The organism is Mycoplasma testudinis ATCC 43263 (assembly GCF_000687795.1).
GTDB classification, from domain to species: Bacteria; Bacillota_I; Bacilli_A; order Mycoplasmatales; family Mycoplasmoidaceae; genus Mycoplasmoides; species Mycoplasmoides testudinis.
The window spans coordinates 16,564-37,520 of record NZ_JHXT01000005.1; the positions used below are offsets into that span (position 1 = coordinate 16,564).

The 20,957-nt window shown below is 31.8% G+C and carries 26 protein-coding genes; 1 reads left to right on the forward strand and 25 read right to left on the reverse strand.

Annotated features, from left to right (window positions below):
* Positions 1-29: 29 nt before the first annotated feature.
* Entirely contained in the window at positions 30-644 is a 615-nt protein-coding gene (locus T384_RS0101750) for a hypothetical protein (RefSeq protein ID WP_027119587.1), read from the forward strand.
* On the opposite strand, the gene rnmV is transcribed toward T384_RS0101750, so the two are convergent.
* The 25 genes from rnmV to T384_RS06960 all read right to left on the reverse strand — a co-directional run bounded on the left by rnmV (position 637) and on the right by T384_RS06960 (position 20,956).
* Positions 637-1,218 (reverse strand): ribonuclease M5, encoded by a 582-nt coding sequence (rnmV, locus tag T384_RS0101755; protein WP_036498795.1) that lies wholly within the window; start codon positions 1,216-1,218, stop codon positions 637-639. The two genes, T384_RS0101750 and rnmV, sit on opposite strands and share 8 nt — an antisense overlap.
* A complete protein-coding gene (locus T384_RS0101760) occupies positions 1,161-2,240 on the reverse strand; it encodes a ribose-phosphate diphosphokinase (RefSeq protein ID WP_084266101.1) in 1,080 nt (359 codons plus the stop codon). The genes rnmV and T384_RS0101760 overlap by 58 nt, the downstream gene beginning before the upstream one ends.
* Before the next feature lie 145 nt (positions 2,241-2,385).
* A complete protein-coding gene (locus T384_RS0101765; protein ID WP_027119590.1) occupies positions 2,386-2,784 on the reverse strand; it encodes an arsenic metallochaperone ArsD family protein in 399 nt (132 codons plus the stop codon).
* Between the two features lie 146 nt (positions 2,785-2,930).
* Positions 2,931-3,605 carry a 50S ribosomal protein L1 gene (rplA, locus tag T384_RS0101770; protein WP_027119591.1) on the reverse strand — a complete coding sequence of 225 codons (675 nt, stop codon included), beginning with the start codon at positions 3,603-3,605 and terminating at the stop codon, positions 2,931-2,933.
* 2 nt (positions 3,606-3,607) lie between these two features.
* Positions 3,608-4,054 carry a 50S ribosomal protein L11 gene (rplK, locus tag T384_RS0101775; protein WP_027119592.1) on the reverse strand — a complete coding sequence of 149 codons (447 nt, stop codon included), beginning with the start codon at positions 4,052-4,054 and terminating at the stop codon, positions 3,608-3,610.
* A 256-nt stretch (positions 4,055-4,310) separates the two neighbouring features.
* The gene (locus T384_RS0101780; RefSeq protein ID WP_027119593.1) at positions 4,311-4,868 is read right to left on the reverse strand and encodes a hypothetical protein; all 558 of its coding nucleotides are present in this window, start codon (positions 4,866-4,868) and stop codon (positions 4,311-4,313) included.
* 14 nt (positions 4,869-4,882) lie between these two features.
* Positions 4,883-5,344: a hypothetical protein gene (locus tag T384_RS0101785; protein WP_027119594.1), complete on the reverse strand. Its 462-nt coding sequence runs from the start codon at positions 5,342-5,344 to the stop codon at positions 4,883-4,885.
* 415 nt (positions 5,345-5,759) lie between these two features.
* Positions 5,760-6,704 (reverse strand): type I phosphomannose isomerase catalytic subunit, encoded by a 945-nt coding sequence (locus tag T384_RS0101790; protein WP_052663415.1) that lies wholly within the window; start codon positions 6,702-6,704, stop codon positions 5,760-5,762.
* 1 nt (position 6,705) lies between these two features.
* On the reverse strand, positions 6,706-7,461 hold the full coding sequence (gene rlmB / locus T384_RS0101795) for a 23S rRNA (guanosine(2251)-2'-O)-methyltransferase RlmB (protein WP_084266103.1): 756 nt from the start codon (positions 7,459-7,461) through the stop codon (positions 6,706-6,708).
* Between the two features lie 10 nt (positions 7,462-7,471).
* Positions 7,472-8,776, reverse strand: a complete 1,305-nt coding sequence (gene cysS, locus T384_RS0101800) for a cysteine--tRNA ligase (protein WP_027119597.1) — start codon at positions 8,774-8,776, stop codon at positions 7,472-7,474.
* 66 nt (positions 8,777-8,842) lie between these two features.
* On the reverse strand, positions 8,843-9,535 hold the full coding sequence (locus T384_RS06950; RefSeq protein ID WP_027119598.1) for a GNAT family N-acetyltransferase: 693 nt from the start codon (positions 9,533-9,535) through the stop codon (positions 8,843-8,845).
* Positions 9,519-10,343, reverse strand: coding sequence for a riboflavin biosynthesis protein RibF (gene ribF / locus T384_RS0101810; protein ID WP_027119599.1), 825 nt, complete (start codon positions 10,341-10,343; stop codon positions 9,519-9,521). Before ribF ends, T384_RS06950 begins: the two co-directional genes overlap by 17 nt.
* The gene (gene truB, locus T384_RS0101815) at positions 10,336-10,995 is read right to left on the reverse strand and encodes a tRNA pseudouridine(55) synthase TruB (protein ID WP_027119600.1); all 660 of its coding nucleotides are present in this window, start codon (positions 10,993-10,995) and stop codon (positions 10,336-10,338) included. The genes ribF and truB overlap by 8 nt, the downstream gene beginning before the upstream one ends.
* A gap of 6 nt (positions 10,996-11,001) precedes the next feature.
* Positions 11,002-11,889 carry an MPN157 family protein gene (locus tag T384_RS07530; protein ID WP_245595151.1) on the reverse strand — a complete coding sequence of 296 codons (888 nt, stop codon included), beginning with the start codon at positions 11,887-11,889 and terminating at the stop codon, positions 11,002-11,004.
* Positions 11,890-11,902: 13 nt separating this feature from the next.
* The gene (gene rbfA, locus T384_RS0101825; protein WP_027119602.1) at positions 11,903-12,253 is read right to left on the reverse strand and encodes a 30S ribosome-binding factor RbfA; all 351 of its coding nucleotides are present in this window, start codon (positions 12,251-12,253) and stop codon (positions 11,903-11,905) included.
* A gap of 3 nt (positions 12,254-12,256) precedes the next feature.
* The gene (gene infB / locus T384_RS0101830) at positions 12,257-14,119 is read right to left on the reverse strand and encodes a translation initiation factor IF-2 (RefSeq protein WP_027119603.1); all 1,863 of its coding nucleotides are present in this window, start codon (positions 14,117-14,119) and stop codon (positions 12,257-12,259) included.
* 25 nt (positions 14,120-14,144) lie between these two features.
* Entirely contained in the window at positions 14,145-14,432 is a 288-nt protein-coding gene (locus T384_RS06155) for a YlxR family protein (RefSeq protein ID WP_169734572.1), read from the reverse strand.
* Positions 14,398-16,065 carry a transcription termination factor NusA gene (gene nusA, locus T384_RS0101840; protein ID WP_027119604.1) on the reverse strand — a complete coding sequence of 556 codons (1,668 nt, stop codon included), beginning with the start codon at positions 16,063-16,065 and terminating at the stop codon, positions 14,398-14,400. Before nusA ends, T384_RS06155 begins: the two co-directional genes overlap by 35 nt.
* Positions 16,066-16,224: 159 nt before the next feature.
* The gene (locus T384_RS06955) at positions 16,225-16,698 is read right to left on the reverse strand and encodes a hypothetical protein (RefSeq protein ID WP_052663417.1); all 474 of its coding nucleotides are present in this window, start codon (positions 16,696-16,698) and stop codon (positions 16,225-16,227) included.
* Between the two features lie 202 nt (positions 16,699-16,900).
* Complete coding sequence (locus T384_RS0101850; protein WP_027119605.1) at positions 16,901-17,278, reverse strand: VOC family protein; 378 nt, start codon at positions 17,276-17,278, stop codon at positions 16,901-16,903.
* A gap of 7 nt (positions 17,279-17,285) precedes the next feature.
* Positions 17,286-18,545: a serine hydroxymethyltransferase gene (gene glyA / locus T384_RS0101855; RefSeq protein ID WP_156933109.1), complete on the reverse strand. Its 1,260-nt coding sequence runs from the start codon at positions 18,543-18,545 to the stop codon at positions 17,286-17,288.
* Complete coding sequence (locus T384_RS0101860) at positions 18,490-19,056, reverse strand: hypothetical protein (RefSeq protein ID WP_027119607.1); 567 nt, start codon at positions 19,054-19,056, stop codon at positions 18,490-18,492. The genes glyA and T384_RS0101860 overlap by 56 nt, the downstream gene beginning before the upstream one ends.
* A 3-nt stretch (positions 19,057-19,059) precedes the next feature.
* Positions 19,060-19,536 carry an RpiB/LacA/LacB family sugar-phosphate isomerase gene (locus tag T384_RS0101865; protein ID WP_027119608.1) on the reverse strand — a complete coding sequence of 159 codons (477 nt, stop codon included), beginning with the start codon at positions 19,534-19,536 and terminating at the stop codon, positions 19,060-19,062.
* Positions 19,526-20,086, reverse strand: a complete 561-nt coding sequence (locus T384_RS0101870; protein ID WP_027119609.1) for an L-threonylcarbamoyladenylate synthase — start codon at positions 20,084-20,086, stop codon at positions 19,526-19,528. The genes T384_RS0101865 and T384_RS0101870 overlap by 11 nt, the downstream gene beginning before the upstream one ends.
* A 6-nt stretch (positions 20,087-20,092) precedes the next feature.
* Positions 20,093-20,956, reverse strand: coding sequence for a HemK family protein methyltransferase (locus T384_RS06960; RefSeq protein WP_052663418.1), 864 nt, complete (start codon positions 20,954-20,956; stop codon positions 20,093-20,095).
* Between the last annotated feature and the right edge of the window lies 1 nt (position 20,957).

Here is a 20,957-nt window from a genome sequence, read left to right on the forward strand (position 1 = left end):
TAAAGTTGACTGTTTAGGTAGAAACAACAATGGTTTCAAAAGCTCACTACAGCATTGATAGAAAGTCATTTGATTTAAAAAATTATCAAGCCTTCTTTGAAAAATCGTCACAGTTAAAAAATTATTTAACCAAACCGGCTATTTTAATACCTTTACTATATAGTATCGCTTACTTTATACTAGTCATTGCCTATGCAATCACGCAAGGAATTTATTCAACTAGTAACTTCACCCCGAAATTTTCAGTCAACATAAACAACGGAATAGTTGTCGTTTCACAAATACCGCACCAAACAACTATTGCCGAAACATTTGTAAACGACATGCGCATTATTTGACCTATTGGAATAATCTTCTTGATTTTTTCCTCCATCTGAATAACTTTAAAGGCGACTAACCCACTGCTGGTTTACCACTATATTAAAAAGTTAAACAAAACTACTAAAAATCATTCAACCAATTGGTACGAACAACAACTTAAAAAATATTTACAACTATTAAGTTATTCCATTCGACAATATGAAGGAAAAATAGTTTTTCTTAATCCCACAGATGCATTAAATCAAATAATTAACAATAGTGAAATAATTTTTGGCAAAGACAATTTTGTTCAAAAGTATTTGGAAAGAATTAAAACTAAATAAGTTTTTTATTTTCATGAAGCTTTAGCAAAATTGTTTGAACTTCTTCAAGGTTGATTTGCAACATATTTAATTGTTTATATAACTGCTTATGGTTAAAATATCCAATCTTCAAAACATCACATAGCTGCGCTCTTATTTGTTTTGAATTTAATTTTAAGTCCAAATACTCATTTCAAGAAATGGATTCAACTCTTTTATCGAATTTTTTGACATGTTTTGAAAAAGCGTTCAATATAGCTTCATCGTTAGCTTCAGCAATGCCAATTTTTTTAGATCCAGTGACCATATCCGACGTTTTAATAAAACATTCTTTAAAAGATTTCAAATGACGAATAATAGTGTTACGTATTTTTCGTCCTTGATAATCAGGGTCTAAAAAAAGGATTACTCCTGTGCTTTCAGCAGCCTTTTTAATTAGGTTAATTGTGTTTTTGTCTAAAGCAGACCCATTAGTTTCAATGGTGTTAACGTGAAACAACTTTTTTAATTTTTCAGTATCAGTTTTGCCTTCTACAACTACCGATTCTTGGATAAATCCGCGACAATCTTTTTTAGATTTGGCGATTTGATTCATTTATCATATTCTCCGTAAATCGCTGAAATTGATGCACCATGAATATAACTGTGCAAAATCTTGGCATAAAAAATATCCAAGGAAACAATTTCCAAATTTGAAATTTGTTTAAGTTCTAAACGTGGAGCAATGGTGTCAGTTACATAAAGTTTATCAATCATTTTTTTGGCTGCTGCTTCTTTAAAGTTAGCGATTGCATTCCCGTTAAATAATCCGTGTGTCGCAACAATAGCTACCTTTTTTGCGCCCTTCTTTTTTAGTAACTTAGAAGCTGATAAGATTGTCCCACCAGTATCAATCATGTCATCAACAATAACGCATGTTTGATCTTTTACAGTCCCTAAAACATTGATTGATTCGGCAACATTTGGTTTTGGACGACGCTTATCAATAATTGCTAACGGAAGATTTAAATCTTCTGCAATTCGGCGTGCTCTTTTTACACCACCATAATCTGGTGAAACAATTGTTAAATCCTTTGGTTCATAATCTAAAAGCAAATGGCATAGCAAAACTTGTGTTGCTCTTAATGTGTCTACTGGAACACTAAAAAAGCCTTGTGCTTGTTCACTATGAATATCAGTTAAAGCAATTCTTGATGCTCCAGCTGTCATTAGTAAATCTGCAACTAATTTTGCACTAATGGGTTCACGTCCACGAGCCTTTCGGTCTTGCCGAGCATAGCCATAATAGGGCATTAAAACTGTAATTGATTTAGCAGAAGCCCGTTTAAAAGAATCAATTGCAATTAGTAACTCCATCAAATTATCATTAACAGGGTTTGAAGTTGATTGAATTACAATCACATCTTTATTGCGAATGGAAATATCCGAACGGACATATATTTCCCCATCCGCAAATCGATTAACACAAATATCGCCTGGAGAAACTTTAAGTAATTTACAAGTTTTTTCTGTTAAATCTTTAGACGCTGATAAACCAAAAATAATATGATTATTTAAAAAGTGAGTATGGTGTTGTTTGCAGTACTCAGCAGGATATTTACAAAAAAGTTGCGGCATAGCGAATCCTTGAACTAGTTAAGAAGTATTTAAATTATAATTTAAAGTAACATGGTTTTTTAGTGATTATTTTTAAAATATATTAAAAAACAAAGAAAAGAACATCAGCGTAAAATGATGTTCTTAATAAATTTAATATGTCATCTTACACACAAGCACAATCTTGAAGAAAATCCATTGTCTTGTCATTTCATTCAGCTATTAATTTTTTAGCATTCTTGAAGATGATTTCGATATCACTAGTACTTAAATTTAATAATTCCCGAAGGTCATGCAAAGATAAATAAGAACCTTTATGAACAATTTTGTTGTCAATTAAAAAAACAGGAAGATTAGTGGGCTCTTTAAAAAGATTCGCAATAACAGAATTTTTTTCAAATTCTTCTGGGTTATTACCTAAGTTAAAACGAGTTGCACTTCATTTTTGAGAATTCTCTTTTAAAAAAGCAAATAAGGCAAAATAAATTGCTTTTTGGTTTTCTTCTAAAGCTGTAACTCCAGCATTTGTTCTTGCTAACATTGGTTCGTACAAAGAAACGATCATAATAACTCCTAACATCAATGTTCTTATTGTATAGCAGATTTCAATAATTAGGAACAGATTTACTCAGCCCACTACATAAATCTGTTATAAATGAAAAAAGATAAACCAGTACAGGTTTATCTTTTGGCATTAAAATAAGTTAAAACTTAAGCCACTATTTTAACTTTAATACTTGGTCCCATCGTAGAAGTTAATACAATGTTTTGGATGTATGTCCCTTTTACTGTAGCGGGCTTGCGTGATTTAATTAAATCTAGCAATGTATTAACATTGGCTTCAATTTGTTCAGTCGGAGTAGATGTTTTACCAACCGACATATGAATATTGCCAAATGTGTCTGTCCGATATTCTTTTTTACCTTTTTTGAATTCCTTAACAGTTGCAGGTACATCCACACTTACGGTTCCTGTTTTTGGGTTAGGCATTAAGCCACGCGGACCCAAAACCTTACCGAGCTTACCTAATTCCACCATGAATTTAGGCATCGTAATAATTACATCAAAGTCCATTCAACCCGATTTAATATCATTAATTTTGTCAGTATCACCTGCAAAATCTGCACCCGCGGCAATAGCAGCTTGTGGGTTGTCTGTTAAAGCTAATACTCGAATTGGCTTACCAGTGTAATAAGGTAAAGCGATTGCCCCTCTTAATTGTTGTTCAGACTTAGTTGTATCTAAATTAAGTTTAACTGCGATATCAATTGAAGCATCAAATTTTGTTAATGAAGGATCTTTAATCAATTGAATTGCTTGAGTTAAATCATAAACTTGCTTTTTGTCAATTTTAGCACGTGCTAATTTTAATTTCTTACCAGCCATGACTATTTCCCCTTCTTCGACTTAATCGGATCTACGCCTTCAATTTCAAGACCCATTTGTTTTGCTGTGCCGGCAACTAATCTTAGTGCTGCATCAATATCGTTAGCATTTAAATCAGGCATCTTGTATTCGGCGATTTTTAATGCAGCTTCTTTTGAAATCTTACCAACCTTTTCGGTTTTTGGATTTTTAGCTCCAGATTCAATTTTTGCAGCTTCTTTCAACATAACAGTAGTTGGGGTGGTTTTAGTTACAAAATCAAATGATTTATCATTGTAAGCAGTAATTACGACTGGAACAACTTTTCCCATTCGATCTTTTGTCTTATCATTAAATTGTTTCGTAAATTCACCCATGTTAATACCAACTGAAGCTAATGCTGGTCCAGGTTTAGCTTGACCACCTAATAGTTCTAATTTGGCAATTCTTGTGACTTCTTTTTTAGCCATAAAGCAACACCTCCGTGTTCGTTAGCGCAGTTTAGTTGAGCAAAGTGCTCTCCTGCTTGCTAATTTAAAGTTACGCATTATTCACATAATGTGCCTATATATTATATAACCAAAACCAATAAAAGCAAAAAAGATTAAAAACATTAATGCATCAAAAATAAGAATTCCAAAATTTGTCTAAAAGTCAGTAATAGCAAATTCACTAAAATAATGATTGATTGCAATTTGAAGCATAAAAACTTACCAAAATTTATATTTAATAAAAATCCTTAGAAAATCCATAAGATACGTCATGTTTGGTTCCAGGATCAAAAATAGATTCTTTTCTAGTGGTTACTGCATATGAGCGCATGCATCGCGAATTAATTTTTTGCATAAATGAAGGCAATAAAAAAGTTGTTAACAAAATAAGAATAAAGCCAATACAAAACGAAAAAATAGAGTAACCATATCAGGCTGGATTTGGGCCTAATTCCGGAGAAACTTCAACATAAGTAATAATCATTATGCAGCCAATAATAATGGCACCAATTCCTATCGCAATAAGCGAATAAAAAACAAGAAGAAAATTACCATAAACTCGTTTCAAAGCTTCTTTAGTTAACTTAATTTTTTTTAAAAATCTTTTGTATTGAACAAGATAATAAAAGGTTGTTTTATATCACTTAAATTCATTGGTGTAATAGTCGTCTTGCAATTGTGAAAAAACTTCAGACTCTTTGACCAAATTTTTTAAGCGCTTTTGGTGTTCGTCAGACCGATCAACAAAAGGCGGGGGACTATTATAAGCACCTGGAACTGAAAAAAATGGCATATTCTTGAAACCTACTAATAGAAACCAGATGGAGTTCTTACTGGTGGTGTAGAAGATCGATAAATGCTGGAAGCTTTTCAAGTAATTAACGCAAAATAAACACCTCCAACTAGGCCAATAAAAGGAAGAAAAAATGCAAATGGATAAATGCGATAAATCATTTTTCATCCTGTATTTCTAAAGACAAACAAAACTACAATCAGATAAAAGATTTTTATGACCGTAATAAAACACCCAAATGCAAAAGCAATTAAGGCGTTCGTGTTATCAAAATCATCATTACTGCCATTAAACAAATAATTAAAAGTCATCGGGTGATGATTTACAGGCAAATAAATCAGTGCATAAAGAAAAGCACAAATTCCTGCTAAGTCAACAATACCAACTAGTCCATAATAAACATAAATACGTCTTTGCGAGAAGGGCGATAACTGTCCAAATCCAAGATACAAATCTGTTGCTTTATCTTTAGTCATTTTAACTCCTTTACGTATAAAAAAATCGACTACACTAAAACAATGACAGTTAATTCATACTAAGAATTATTAGTTAATTATAAGGCGGCAACTTGACAATTTCAAAAAAAAAAAAAAAAAACATATTTTTGGTATCAAAAATACAAAAAAATATTGGCTTTTGAATATTGTCTATGGGTATAAACTTTTTTATAATATTTGCTAAATATTTAGGTTTATTTAGTCAGCAAATTAGTTACATACGAGAAATACAATAATAAAAAAATGTAAATAAAAATCTAAACATAGGAAATGAAATCATCCAAACAGGATAAATAGAAAATTTTAAATAGTAAACGGAATGATTTAATAATGAGAAATTATTATTTGCCAATAAAAATATTCAAGATTTAAAACTAGTGATATCTATAAACAATTAAGAATTAACAAGAACTAACAATTCTAATGTTCCGCTTATCTTTAATTCTGTATGGTTTGTAGAAACAATTGCTCCATCACCAAATTTAAAGTCAAGACTATTGACTTTCCCCGAACCACTAATGGCAATAATTTCACATCAATTGGTTTTCTCTAAATTCAATGATTGATTATTTTGGGATAATTTAATCAATTTAAAAAAATCGTTATCTATTAAATAATTATTATGATGCTTAGCCAATGCTTGTGAATTTTCAAAATTTTGAGGAACGGTAATCACTTCTAAACTATCTTCAATATGCAACTGACGTGGTTTCTTATCTAAACCCAAACGATCATAATCATATAACCGATAAGTAATATCGCTTGATTGTTGGATTTCACAAACAAAATTGCCTTTCTTTAAAGCATGTACTGTACCAGTTGGGACATAGATGAAATCATCTTTTTTGATGGGTTTTTGAACTAATAAATCATTCCATTTTTTATTCAAAACTAAATGTTCTAATTCGCGTTTTGACTGTGCATTATGACCATACAAAATGGAGTCATCTTTTAAATCGCTCAAAACATATCATGCTTCATTTTTTCCAAAGCAATGATGTTTTTTTAAAGCAACTTTATCATCTGGATGAACTTGAACGCTTAAGTCATTATGAGCATCAATAAACTTAATTAAATGCGGATAAGGACTTTTTGGACAATTAAATAACTTAGGATATTTCTTATATATTTCAAATAAAGAAATACCAGAATATGGGCTTGGGCCAATACAAACAGATTGATGTTTAATATCTTCAAATCCGCTAATTACTCAAGCTTCACCAACTGGTTCTTGATCATCTAAATGTGATTGAAAAAGATCTTTTAAACGGTTACCGCCTCAGACATGATTTAATAATGCTGGTCGAAACTTTAAAATTATCGGGTGCATGTTATCCATATTAGAATCCTTGTTGTTTTTTTATTTCATATATAAGAATACCAGCAGCTACTGATACATTAAGTGATTGCATTTGATCTGACATTGGAATTTTAACTTTAAAGTCAGCTTCTTTAGCTAGTAATGGGCTAACTCCTGCGTCTTCATTGCCTAGTACTAAAAGAACTTTTTCAGCATCGAGTTTAGTATAGTTGATCGATGATTCATCAAGACTAGAAATTACGGTTCAAAATCCGGATGATTTAAATTTTTCCATCACATATCTTAAATTAGCTACATTAACTAAATTTAAGGAAAATACCGCTCCTAAACTTGTCTTAATTACTGTGTTATTAATTGGTGCTTGATTTTCGGTTTTAAAAATAACACCATCGACTCCTGCAGCCAAACAAGTTCGCAGAATTGCACCAAAATTACCTGGATCCATAATTTTATCTAAAACAACGATTAAACTTTTTTGTTTAGTTTTCGTTTTAGCTAACAAAGCCTCAGGACTAATAAAAATATTATCAACATCAACTAAAGCCACAGTTCCTTGGTGATTAAAATTCTTATTGATTTGTGTATCAAACCATTTCAGCGAATGCATTTCGATTTCAATATCATGATCTTTTGCTAAACCCACTATTAAATTGTCAGGTTTAAACAACATAATTTTTTTAATTGGCAATTTATTAGCAAAGCCATCTAAAACGCTTTTCCGACCAATTAAATACGTTGGAGATCTGTGTGGTTTTTTTGAAAACGAACGATTCATTTATATATCCTTACATTAATTTCTTATTTTGAATGCGGGTGCGTAATTCATCAGCTTCAATATATTCTTTATTTTGAACTTTTGCATTTCATTGTTTAATTAAATCAATATTAGGCTTAGTATGAATGTTACTTGGCTCAATTCCATAAATGTCTAAACACCACAATAACTGTTCACATGCAAAAGTTAATTCTTCAAAATTTTTGTGCATTGTAAATTCATTCATTTTGCTAACAATTTCTCAAATTACTTTTGTTGCATTAGCAAAATTTAAGTCGTCTTCTAGTGCTTCTAAAAAACTGTGATTTACTTCATGCTTACTAGGTAACGTTTTATTATTTAAAGTCAGAAATGTTCTTGCTTTATTTATAGTTAATGTGATTTTTTCAATATCTTTAATTGCTGTTTGCAAAACTGCATTTGAAAAATTTAAGGGAGACTGATAATGATTTTGATAAAAAAATCAACGAATTACTCGGAAATCATATTTTTCCAATAGCTGCTTAACATAAATAAAATTATTTAATGACTTAGACATTTTTTGGTTATCTATATTCAAATGACCTACATGCATTCAATATTTAGATATGGGTTCACCCGTTAAAGCTAAATGTTGACTTAATTCATTTTCATGGTGTGGAAAACGCAAATCAATCCCACCACCATGAATAGTAATTTGTTTTCCAAAATGGTTTCTAATCAAATAAGCACACTCTGTGTGTCATCCGGGACGACCAGCACACCAAGGGCTTTCTCACTTTATTCCTTCTTGCGTATTTTTTCATAAAACAAAATCTAACGGATCTTCTTTTTTAAGATCAACATCAACCCGATCGCCAGCACGTAATTCTTCTTTATTTATTTTTGCTAAACTCCCATAATTGGGAATTGAATTAATTCGAAAATAGACATCTCCATCAACCACATAAGCCGCTTTTTTACTAATCAATTGTTCGATGTAATTAATAATTCCAGGAATATTTTCTGAGACTTTGGGATTTTCCATTTGAATTACGTTTAACTTGCTCATAACTTCAAAATAAGCATTTGCATAATTGTTAGACAAAACCAATTCAGATAAATTTTCTAAAACAGCTTGTTTAATAATTTTGTCATCAATATCAGTAATGTTGTGTAACATGTTAACTTTAACTTTTTTGTGACGTAAAACACGATTTAAAACGTCAAAAGTTATTAATGGCCGGACATTACCGATGTGAACGTGATTGTATACAGTTGGTCCGCATAAATAGATATTTATAGGGTCATCATCTAATAGATGAATTTTTTGGGAAAGGGTATCAAATATTTTCATAAAGTGAAGATAGCAAGACAAATTATATTAATTAATTATTAATCTGGATATTAAATTGAAAAGAGATTATGCAAATTTATAAACCATTAATTTATAAGGCTGCAGATTCAAATCCAAAAAAGGTTCTTGTTGAAGATTAAAAACAACACGTTCAGCAATTTTATGATACCCTTGATATTCATAAAATTTTCAATTGCAATTAGAATCAGTTAAAAGTCAAAACTGGTTCTTTCAAGATTGAAAATTTTGTTTAAAGAGTTGCAACAATTTTTTGCCAATATTCAAGCCTTGATAATTTCAATCAACACAAAAAAATAAAATCTCAATAGATTTATTTAAACAATAAGTTTTATCAACTTCTTGCACAAATATGGGAATCATTTCAAGAACTGCTAGTTGAGTTAGTATTCCATTCATTTGTTTTGGGGAATAAGCATTCTTGTCACGAATTGATTGTTTTAGTGTTGTAATCTTATTTTGAGCATTAAGAAAATTTTGCTTTGTTTGCACACGATATAAAGCCTTGTCCAGTGGATTAACGGCCATTAAAATACCTACTAGATGATTATTAACCGTACAGACTTTAATTCATGTAGCTTGCTGTAAGTACTTATAGATATGAAAATCTATTAGTGCTTTTTTAGCTTGAATAGGAACATGATTTTTCTCTAATTGTAAAACGACATTAATCAGTTGCGCAAAACGATCGTAATCAGTTAATTCATAATTCCGAATAATCAAATTATCGTTTTGTTTCATTATTAAATCATTCCTTTGTTTTTTCGATGTCTTTTTTAATTGCGTTTTTTAATTCAAGGACCGATTCAAATTTTGAAGGAGTACGCAGATACTGGTGAAATACAACTTTAATAGTTTTGCCATACAATGAACCCGTGAAATTAATTGCATGAGTCTCGATTGAGTAATTTTTTTGATCCATTGTTTTGCTTTTACCAACAAAACTAACGCTATGATACATTTGGTTATCAAAACTAATTGTAGTTGAATATGAACCTAAAGCCATAGGCACCAGGGTTTTATCAACTGTTAAATTGGCAGTTGGAAAACCTAATCAGTGGCCTTGTTGCTGACCTTTAATAACCATTCCAGTTCGATAGTACGGATAAACTAATTCTTGGTTCGCTTTTTTTAAATTTCCCAGACGGATGTTTTCACGAATGGTTCGCGATGCATCAAGAGTCCGTTTTAAAAAAATCGAAGAAGGATAATGTTTTTTTAATAAATCAATTCCGCAATGGTCATTCCCAAATTTAAAATCTTCGCCGACAATCACTCCCTTAATTGCTAGTTTATCCAAAACATTAAAAACAAATTCTTCGCCAGACATATTGTGCTTTTGAATATCAAGTCAATAAATTTTATGAGCATTTGTGTTTTGTAATTGTTTAACCCGTTCGTTAAAAGGATACAAAAAGTCGTGGTTTTTATTGGGTAAATTTTTTAGGGTTAAAATCGAAAAATCATTTACAGCTGTTTTAAACAATTGTAAATGACCTTGATGAATACCATCAAAAAATCCGATAACTAAAAAATTATTATTAAGCATATTCATTCCCTGTTTTGAAATCTTTAAAACTTAGAGCCTGGTTGATGTTATGATCACCACAAGCGATACGAACAAGACTTTGCATAGTTGCGACAGTATTTAATTTTTTTGCCAAATCAATAATAAAAGAACGAACATAAAATCCTTTCGAAACTTTTATTTCAAGCGATACATTAGGTAAATCAAATTTTAACAGACGACATCAATAAACTTGTACAAGACGTTTGGACAAATTCACAGGAATATTTTGACGTGCTAACTTGTATGCACGAACTCCATTAACTTTCAGCGCGGAGAATTGCGGTGGTTGTTGCCAATACGGATTTTTAGTAAAATCATCAATTGTTTGCAGCAAGTTTATTTGATTTGGAAAACAATAATTTAATCTGACAACTTCACCAGTAATATCGTGAGTATTTGTTTCAATTCCAAATAAAATATTAACCTGATAAATCTTGTCCAAACTTGTCAACTGATGTAACTGTTTAGTGGCTTTATTTATGCCAACTAATAAAACTCCACTCGCTAAAGGGTCTAGAGTTCCAGCATAACCAATTTTTTTGACATTTAAACTTTTTTTAATTCGAGCAATTGTGGCTGCTGAACTCATACCACGAGGCTTGTTAAAACAAATAATTTTGTCAAATGACATACCAAACTAACTCAAGTTGCGAACTAAATTGTAACCGTCTAGGCCATAGTAACCAACAATCAACAAAATACAAACAACGATCACAAAAAGCATATTTACAATGAGTGTAAATCAAATGATGTAATGAACGGATTTAGATTTGTGAATTTGATTAATCCCTGAGAAAAAAGCTGCCATTACATAAAAATAAGGAACAATTAATAATACGAAACAGAAGATGCTAATAATTCGCATAACATGATTGTAAGATTGGGCATTCGCAACGGCTGGATAACGTGGCGCAGAAAGACCAATAAAACGTTGCATAATTCCTAAAATTGTACCAAAGAAGGCAATTAATATAAGTGAAATTAAACCGATTAAGATCCATTCAATTCGTAATTTCTTTTTTTGGTTTAATGTGTTGGTAACATACCGGTTAAAAACGGAAATTTTTGAAGGCTTAGTGTTTTCTAAACGTTTTTGTTTTTTTGATTGGATTCACTGCTTGAATTTGTTTTTGTTATATTTTTTTTCTTTTGCAGGTTTTTGGTTTTTAGGTTTTTTAAATTTAACCGGTTTAGGTTTGCGAGCGAGTGTTTTGGGTTGCTCAGATACTGGCATAACCGCAGGTTGGGTAATAACCTTAGCATTGTGATTATTAGTATGTGAAGTCATAGATTCTGGTTTTTGAAGGTTTTGAGAATCGTTCGAATTTTCTGATGAATCAGCTGGGGCTGTAAAAATCCGAATTGCTGGAACAATCTTTAAATTTTCTTCTGGCTTTGATTGACTTGAATCTGGTAAATTAATATTTTTAGTATGGTGGATTACAGGGGGGCGAATTTGCTTAGTAACACCTTTTAAATTCTCTTGGCCATTTTTGGCATTTGTATTTTTTAAATTGTCATTCATGCTAGTACACCTTCTAAGCTTTATTTTCCTGTTTAATTTCCCGCAAGATATTTTCAATTTCAAGCGATTTATCAATAGCAACATCGGCCACAAAATGCAAGTGGGGAATTCGGCGAATTGTTAAAACTTTACTTAATGCAGTTTTGAAAACGCCACTAGCACTAATAAAAGCTGCTACTACCTTATCAATCTCGTTCCGGTTTAAACAATCCAAATAAACTTTAGCAACCGAAAAATCTGGAGATAGTTTAACATAAGTAACACTACCTAACTTAACAATTGGATTTTCAATTTCAACTAGGATGGTACTATTCAAGATGCTGCTAATTTGGTTTTCAAGACGTTCTTTCTTATAGCTTGGCATAATTTATTGTTCCTGTACAATTGTTTCAAATACTTGAATGACATCACCAGCTTTAAGATCATTAAAATTAGTAATCGTAACCCCACATTCATGGCCTTGGTCTAATTCTGAAACAAATTCTTTGAAACTTTTTAATGAATCTATTTTTGATCGATAAATAACAGCTCCATCGCGAATAATGCGACAATTCGCATTGCGTTTAACTTTACCTGATGTAATATAACACCCAGCTATTGTCCCAATTTTACTATGTTTTCAAATTTCACGGACAGTTAATTCACCAAGCTCAATATCTTCATAAACTGGGTCTAATTGTCCCTTTAATAAATCTTGAACGTCGCGTAACATATTGTAAATAATGTCATAAGAACGAATGATAACGCCAACACTATCAGCCATTTCTTTAATGGCTTTAGGAATTGCCATATTAAATCCAAAAATAATTGCTTTGGAAGCTTGTGCTAGTTTAACATCGGTTTCACTAATAGCACCAGTACCAGCCCGAATAACATTCGTACAAGCGCCTTCAACTTCAATCAAACCAACCGCTTGTTTAATTGCTTCCAAAGAGCCTTGTGCATCCGTTTTTAAAATCATATCAAGACTTTTAACTTCGTTATTTTCAACCCGTTCTCTTAATTGGATTGTCGCTGACAAACTTTCGTGCTTTTGACGTTGCATTTTTTGTTTGTATGATGCTGCAATATTTTTAATTTCACTTTCGTTTGCAGACCCGATAAACTTTTCGCCAACTTCTGGAACAATATCAAAACCTGAAATTTTAACAGGTTTAGCTGGTGTGGCTTCAATGACGTCTTTACCGTTTTCATCTTGCATTGTTCGAACCCGTCCGCAGGCTGCACCTAAAGCAATATAATCGCCGACTTTTAAAGTACCTCGATTAATAATAACTGAAGCCAAAGGACCTAATCCTGGCGCCAAATTAGCTTCAATTACAACACCATAAGGTTGACAATTATAATTGGCTTCGTATTTGTTAATTTCAGCTAATAATAAAATGCTATGTAATAATTCTGTAATACCTTCTTTAGTAAAAGCGCTTCCCGAGACAACAATTGTGTCACCACCTCAGGCTTCTGGTACTAAATCATATTTACTCATTTGCTGCATGACACGATCAGCATTGGCTTCTGGCTTATCTATTTTGTTAATAAAAACAATAATTGGAACATTGGCATTTTTAGCGTGATCGATTGCTTCCTCAGTTTGGGGTTTAATTCCGTCATCTGCAGCCACAACTAAGACGACAATATCAGTGACATCAGCACCTCGGGCTCGCATGCTCGTAAATGCTTCATGTCCGGGAGTATCAATAAATGTAATTGGCTTTCCATCTAAAGCTACTTGATAAGCACCAATATGCTGAGTAATTCCGCCATGCTCACCGCTAACAACATTGGTTTTTCGAATTGCATCTAATAAACTTGTTTTACCATGATCAACGTGTCCCATGATGGTAACAATCGGAGGGCGTGCCATTAATTTACTAGGATCATCATCAAATTTAATGGCATCTAAAATGTTTTCTTCATTAATTTCGGTTTCCATGCGGAAATCCATATTGTATTCTAAACACAATTCACCAATTTGTTCAATTGACAGCATCGTGTTTAGGTTAACTATTTTTCCTTTCAGAAAAAAATGTTTAATAAGGCCTGATGAAGGCTGTCCAATTTTTTCACTAAAAGCACTTAATGATAAAGGCCCTGTATAAACAAAGACACCATTTTGGACACCAGTTGTTACTTTTTTAAAGTGACTTTGTAAAGAAATCCCATCCCGTTTATCATTCCGTTGATTGGGGCGTTTATTCCGTTGTTTTTGGTGATTTCCGGTTTTTGCCATAAGTAATACACTCCTTAAAAAATTATTACTGTTTAATGTTGTCTAATTGTGCAGCTAACTGTTCGTATCATTCTGGTTGAACACTAACTTTTAAGATTTTATTGATAAGATTTTTTTGTTTCAATTTAAGGGCTGCGTTGGGAATATTGGAAAAATACATTCCCCGCCCTTGATAAGTTTGTTTTAGATCAAGAACAACCGATTGACTATCAATTCGACAAATCCGAATAAGATTTTTTTTAGGATGAACAGTTCTGGTGAGAACGCACATTCTCTCATTATTCTTTGGTTTTAGAGTCTTGACCTTGGTCATCGTTTGACGCCTCATCCGTAGAAGGTAAAGCGTCAAGATCTAATAAAGCAAAATCATCCAGCGATTTTCGTTGACTCTTCTTAGATTTATTATCTTTATCTTTTTTCTTTTTATCTGAAGTCTGTGTTTTAACTTCTTTCATTGCCCGTTTAGGTTCGGCTTTCATATCGATTTCACTAATTAAAGTAGTGATAGAATTCGGATTAACAGTTGGAGTTTCAGCAATTTCTGGTTCAACTGGTTTTTGTGCAGTGGGTTCAGATTCAGTTTGATCTTGTAATCCAAAATCCTCAGATAAATCAACTAAAGTAGCACCTTCATTTACTTTAGACGGTTCATATACATCATATTGTTTACTCACTGGTTCAGGAACATCCATGTCGACTTCTATTAAGTTGTCGTCATCTTCTTTAGTTGTATATGAAACCGGTTTAGCGCTAAGTTTATCAGAAATTCGAGTTCGTGATCCAAAACGTGAACCAGAATCATCGCGCTTGATGAATTTAGTGCGGCGCGCAAAATTATTAAAGCCTTCAGCAATTAAATCATTTCTAGCATATTCTATGTTGTCTTCAAGAGCTTGGGTTTCAGATTTAATGTCAATATTCCAACCAGTTAAGCGTGCTAATAATTTAACATTAATACCCGCTCGACCAATTACATTGGGTAAAAAATCATCTCCAACAATAACTTCCATGCTGCGATCTTTTTCGCTGTCTTCAACAATGTTTATTCCTAATACATTTACTGGGGCAATGGCATTGACAACAATTTGCTGAGGATTTTCGTTTCAAATCAAAATATCAATTAGCTCGTTATGCAATTCTTTTGAAATTTGTTTAATTTTTTCGCCTTCTTTACCAATAATTGCACCAATTGGATCAAAATCTTTATTATGCGAAATTACTGCTACTTTAGATTTTTGACCACTCATTCTTGCAATATTTTTAATTTCAATTGTACCGTCAGCGATTTCTGGAATATTAGTTTCTAACATGTGTTTTAAAATAGCGCCATCAGTTCTTGATAAAATTACAGGCCAACCATGAGATTGTTGAGTGACCGCTTTAATTGCAAATCAATACTTTTTACCTGGTTGAAGAACTTCTCCTTTAACTACACCTTTACGATCTAAAAATCCTTTGGTGGTTCCAAGATCAACAATTCCACCGCCCTTTTCTTCTTGTTTTTCATATTCAGCAAAAATGACTTCACCTAATCTTGGTGACCATTCTTCAACTATTTTTTTATTCGATAATTCTGCAATTCGTTGCTTAAATATTTGCAAAATATAACGAGCTAAATCAGGTTTAGCATCGCTAAACTTTAATTCACTTTTAATATCGTCGCCTATTTTAACATCTGCCTTTGTTTTTAAAGCATCAGCTAAAATTATTTCATGAATGTCATCGAAATCATCAGTTTCTTCTAAAACTACTTTTAAAAGATGGAAGATACTTAATTCTCCACGTTTTAAATCAACATCGACTTCAATCCGAAAGTCGGGATCATCTTTAGTATAAGCTTTTGCAATTGATTCTTTTAAAACCTCAGCGATTTCTTCAGAAGTTATTTTTTTCTCACTTGCTAAAGTTTCCATTGCCTTCAAAAAGCTTTCAGTTTTGTTTGCCATTAGAGATGCGTTCTTAGTCCTTTTTTGCTAGTTAACACTTAAACAGGAGCACCCGAAGGTGCTCCTTTTAGTGCATATTTACTATATTAGTATATCACAACTATAAGAAAGTTATTAAATGATTTATAAATTGTATTAGCATTTAACAAACATTGCAAACTAGATTCAACCGTGTTCTTTAAATAATGTTTCATGAAAATCTAACTTTTTGTTAAGCCGATTTTCTGTCTCTTCAATCTTTGTGTTAAGCCGATTTTCTGTCTCTTCAATCTTTGTGTTAAGTCGACTTTCTGTTTCTTCGATTTTAGTATTAAGTCGATTTTCTGTCTCTTCAATCTTAGTGTTTGTTTCTTCAATTTTTTTCTTAAGCCGATTTTCTGTCTCTTCAATCTTGCTATCTAATTTGTTAAATCCAGCTTGCATTAACTTCGCTAAATCTTCTAATGTCATATTAATTTCTCCGTTAATTAAACCGTCTTGAAAGATCATATAATCTGAAGTTATTGTAACTTTTAGTTTTTCTTTTTCATTAAAAATTACATCACAATTAAATTTCTCATACATTGATAAGACATTTTTAATTTGCTTTTGAATGATGTCTGCATTTTTCGCTTTAAAGTGAATATTTTCCATAGTTTACCTCTTTAAAAATTTCTAATGTGAATAAGCATACTAAAATTATCACTGATTAAAAAGAAAACGATATATCGTGTTTGTGTCTATTTTCAGAATTAAATTATCAACAAAAATTAAACTTTTTATCAACAGTTTTTTTAACCTAATATATCTTTTAAATTACATTTAGGCAGATCTAGTAAAAAAACAGACTCTAGATTTATTCGATTTGAATAAGCCGATTAGGAATAATTTCGGCTCAATATCCATCAGGATCTTCAATAAAATAAATTCCTAAATCTTGATTAACAAGAACAACAACACCAGCTGCTTGATGGTTTTTTAGCGAGGTTTCATAATCATCCACCATTAATGCAAAATGAGATTCGTTATCTCCCAAATCATAAGGTTCTAAACGGTCGTGTAAATACGTTAATTCCAATAGAAAAGTTTTACTTTCATCAGACAAATAGACTAATGTAAAATTTTCTTTTTCATTACGACGAACCTCAGTTAAACTCAAATGAGTTTTATAAAAGTCAATTGATTTTTGTAAATCTAAAACATTAATATTAAAGTGATTGATGGTGTATCTCATAAATTAATTAATATTTGAGTCCTGTATAAATCGGAAAGCGCTTAAGTAAAACCCTTACTTTAGATTTAATGTCTTTAATAGTTTTCAAATCACCTTTTGAGTTAATAATATCAACAATTCATTGACCTACTTGCACAAACTCTTTACACTTAAATTTTCGAGTAGTCATTGCTGGTGATCCAAGTCTAATGCCGGACGGTTTTTGTGGGGAATTAGGTTCGTTGGGAACCGTATTTTTATTAACAACAATCCCTGCATCATACAATCATTTTTCAACTAAATCTCCAGTTACTTGAACCTTTTTAAAAACATTGACAGACAACAAATGGTTATCAGTTCCATTAGAGGTAACATGAAAACCATTTTCTTGAAAAACCTTAGCAAGAGCTTTTGCATTGGCTAAAACCTGTTTTTGATATGTAACAAATGAGGGTTTAAGAGCCTCTTCAAAGGCGACGTATTTTGCGGCAATAATATGTTCTAAAGGTCCACCCTGAGAACCCGGAAAAGTGGCGCTGTTCAATTTTTTAAATAAGTCAGGATTATTACTCATAATAATTCCACTGCGAGGCCCCCGCAAGGTCTTATGGGTTGTTGAAGTCACAACATCACAATAAGGTAAAGCATCAGGATGAAGTTTAGTAGCGATTAAACCTGCAATGTGAGCAATGTCGGCCATTAAATATGCACCGCATTTTTTAGCAATTTTTTGGAATTTAGAAAAATCAATAAACCGCGAATAATTTGAAGCGCCGCAAACAATTAATTTCGGTTTTATTTGTAGTGCTTGTTTTTCAATTGCAGCATAATCTAGAAGTTCGGTTTCAGGGTTTAATCCGTAACTATGAAATTCGTAAGTTTTCCCTGAAAAATTAACTTTTGAACCGTGGGTTAAATGTCCACCTGCATTTAAATCCATTGCTAAAACCTTATCACCTGGATTTAATAAAGCTAAATACACAATAGCGTTTGCAGTTGAGCCAGAATGGGGCTGAACATTTGCATATTGGGCATTAAATAATTTTTTTAAAGAATCAATGGCAAGTTGTTCAATTTCATCAACGTATTTACATCCACCATAATAACGCTTCCCAGGAAAACCTTCGGCGTATTTATTAGTTAGGATACTACCTGCTGCTTCCAATACGTCACTAGAAGCATAATTTTCTGAGGCAATCAATTCAATATAATCTTGCTGGCGTTGTAATTCTTTATTTAGCAGCTTTCTTAGCTTTAGATTTTGCATGTGCGATTTGTTCTTCTCCATATTTGGCAAGTTTCTTTGCAGGAACATTAACATATGATAACATTTGGAACGTACCAACAAAAATAAATACGACACCGATAAATAAACTTAAAGCACCTAAAAACGATAATGCAATACGTCCACCATAGTTTAATACAATAGGAGTAAATTCAATTCGAACAGTTTCTCCTGCTGCTGTAACATGACTAGAAGGCAACAACCCAAATTGAACAACACCATCGACGATATTACCTGGACCATATAACGCTAGACCACGATTGCTAACTTCGCCAGCATCGGTTACGTTTACAGTATATCCTGCAAGACCAAAAAATCCCATAATAATTCCAACGATAATTAAAACCGACGCAAAAACTCAAGATGAAATAAAAGTAATCTTTTTGAAAGAACGATTTTTTTGTTCTAAAGTTAATCCTGGTTTTTTAACTAAAGCATTGACTCAATAATCTTTAGTTAAAAATACAGGTTTTGTTTTATTTTTTTTATTTGAAACTTGCGACTGAATATTCATAATTTATAAACCTGTCTTTTCTTCTTGTTTAATGATTTGATTAACCCTTCGTGAGTGTCGCCCTTTTTCGAATTTACTATTCAAAAAAATTGTAATAATTGATTGCATTTTCTTCAGGGACGTTTGGCGAGCAGCTAAGCTTAAAATGTTTGCATTATCATGGCGTACAGCTAAATCTGCTATTTTTGGATCATAAACTAAAGCAGCGCGAGCTCCTTTAATTTTATTTGCGGCTATACAAATTCCCACGCCAGTTCCACAAATTGTAATTCCAACGGCATTTTGATGACTTGCTACGGCTTTAGCAACCGCAAAACCATACAACGGATAATCATCTGCTGGATCTTCAACATTGTTACCTAAATCTTCAACTTGGTAACCTTTTTTTTGTAATCATGTTATTAAACTGTTTTTAACAGTAAAACCGGTATGATCAGCTCCAAAATAAATAACTGGTAATGATGGTTTTTTAGAAGTCATATTTCACCTGATGGGAATTTAAAAATGTACAAAGTTCATCAAATAACAAACCTTTGCGTAATATTTTACCACTATCTAAATTAAATACAGTAGAAGGCATCACAGAATTTTGCTTTCCGCTCACCAAAAATAATTGATCGTCATAATTTTGGAAGTGCTCAATGCTTTGATAATCAAGTACATTAACAAAAGGTTGTTCATTATGCAAGTTAGCACTAGTGGAATAAATAGGACCAGTGCGGCTTAAAATTTTCAATAATTTCTCATTGTTTGGAATCCGGTAAGAAACTGAATTAATAACTAACGTCAATGCTCCAGGTCAAAAATTTTCCGCTAATAAATTGTATAAGGGGTTATTAACTTGGATAAAATTAGCACGTGGTAAAAAAGTTACTAATTTCTTCGAACGGGGCCGTTTTTTTATTTCATAAATTAAACGGCCGTTATAACAAATTAATCCTAATTGTGTATCTGTTTCGATAATGCACGCACGGCCGTTTTTTAATTCGAAGACGATTTCATCGACTTCATCAAAATCATAGATTTGCATAAATAACTACTTTAGTATTAATTTAATCACGCGAAGATCATTATTTAAATCGCGAACTAGATTTATATTATAGTTTTTTCTTAAAGGAAAAGCCAACGAATGAATGGCATGAGCCATTGTATGATTTAATTCACAAATTACAACTTTTGGTTTAAATTGGTGATTAGTTAGCATTTCATTGAAAAGAACCTGATAAAAATGCAATCCAGCAAAGGGCGCATATAGAGCCATTGAAGGCTCAAAATTGGATACACTTTTTTGAATTAAAGGATCGTCATAATCAAGATATGGGGGATTACAAATTACAAACTTTACAGGATTGGGAATCTGCTGCAAAACATCTAAAAAATTAGCGTGAATTAATTCCAAATTTTTAATATTATGAATTTCAATATTTTTTAAAGCAACATTCAAAGCGTCCTGACTAAAGTCACTTGCATAAACTGGATTTGTATTAAATTCTTTAGCTATGCTAATTGCTAAGCATCCGCTTCCAGTACATAAGTCCAGAATCGCATCATTAGGCTTAATAATCGATTTAGTGTCATTGATAAATGTATCAAGCACGGTTTGAGTTTCATCACGTGGAATTAAAACTCGATTATCGACATAAAATTCTAAGCCATGAAAAATTTTTTTATGAATGATATATTCAAGAGGTTGGAATTCTTGAAAATAATTTTGCAGTGATTTTTCAAGTTTTTGATGATCAAAATCAATTTTTTCATTTCGCAAAGATATTAAATTTTCTGGAGATTTAACTTTTTGTGAATAAAAAAATATTAATTCATTAAAAATGCTTTTATTTTGATCAAATTTTTCTAAATATAAATCTTTTAAATAATTACATAATTCATTAAAAGTGAACATA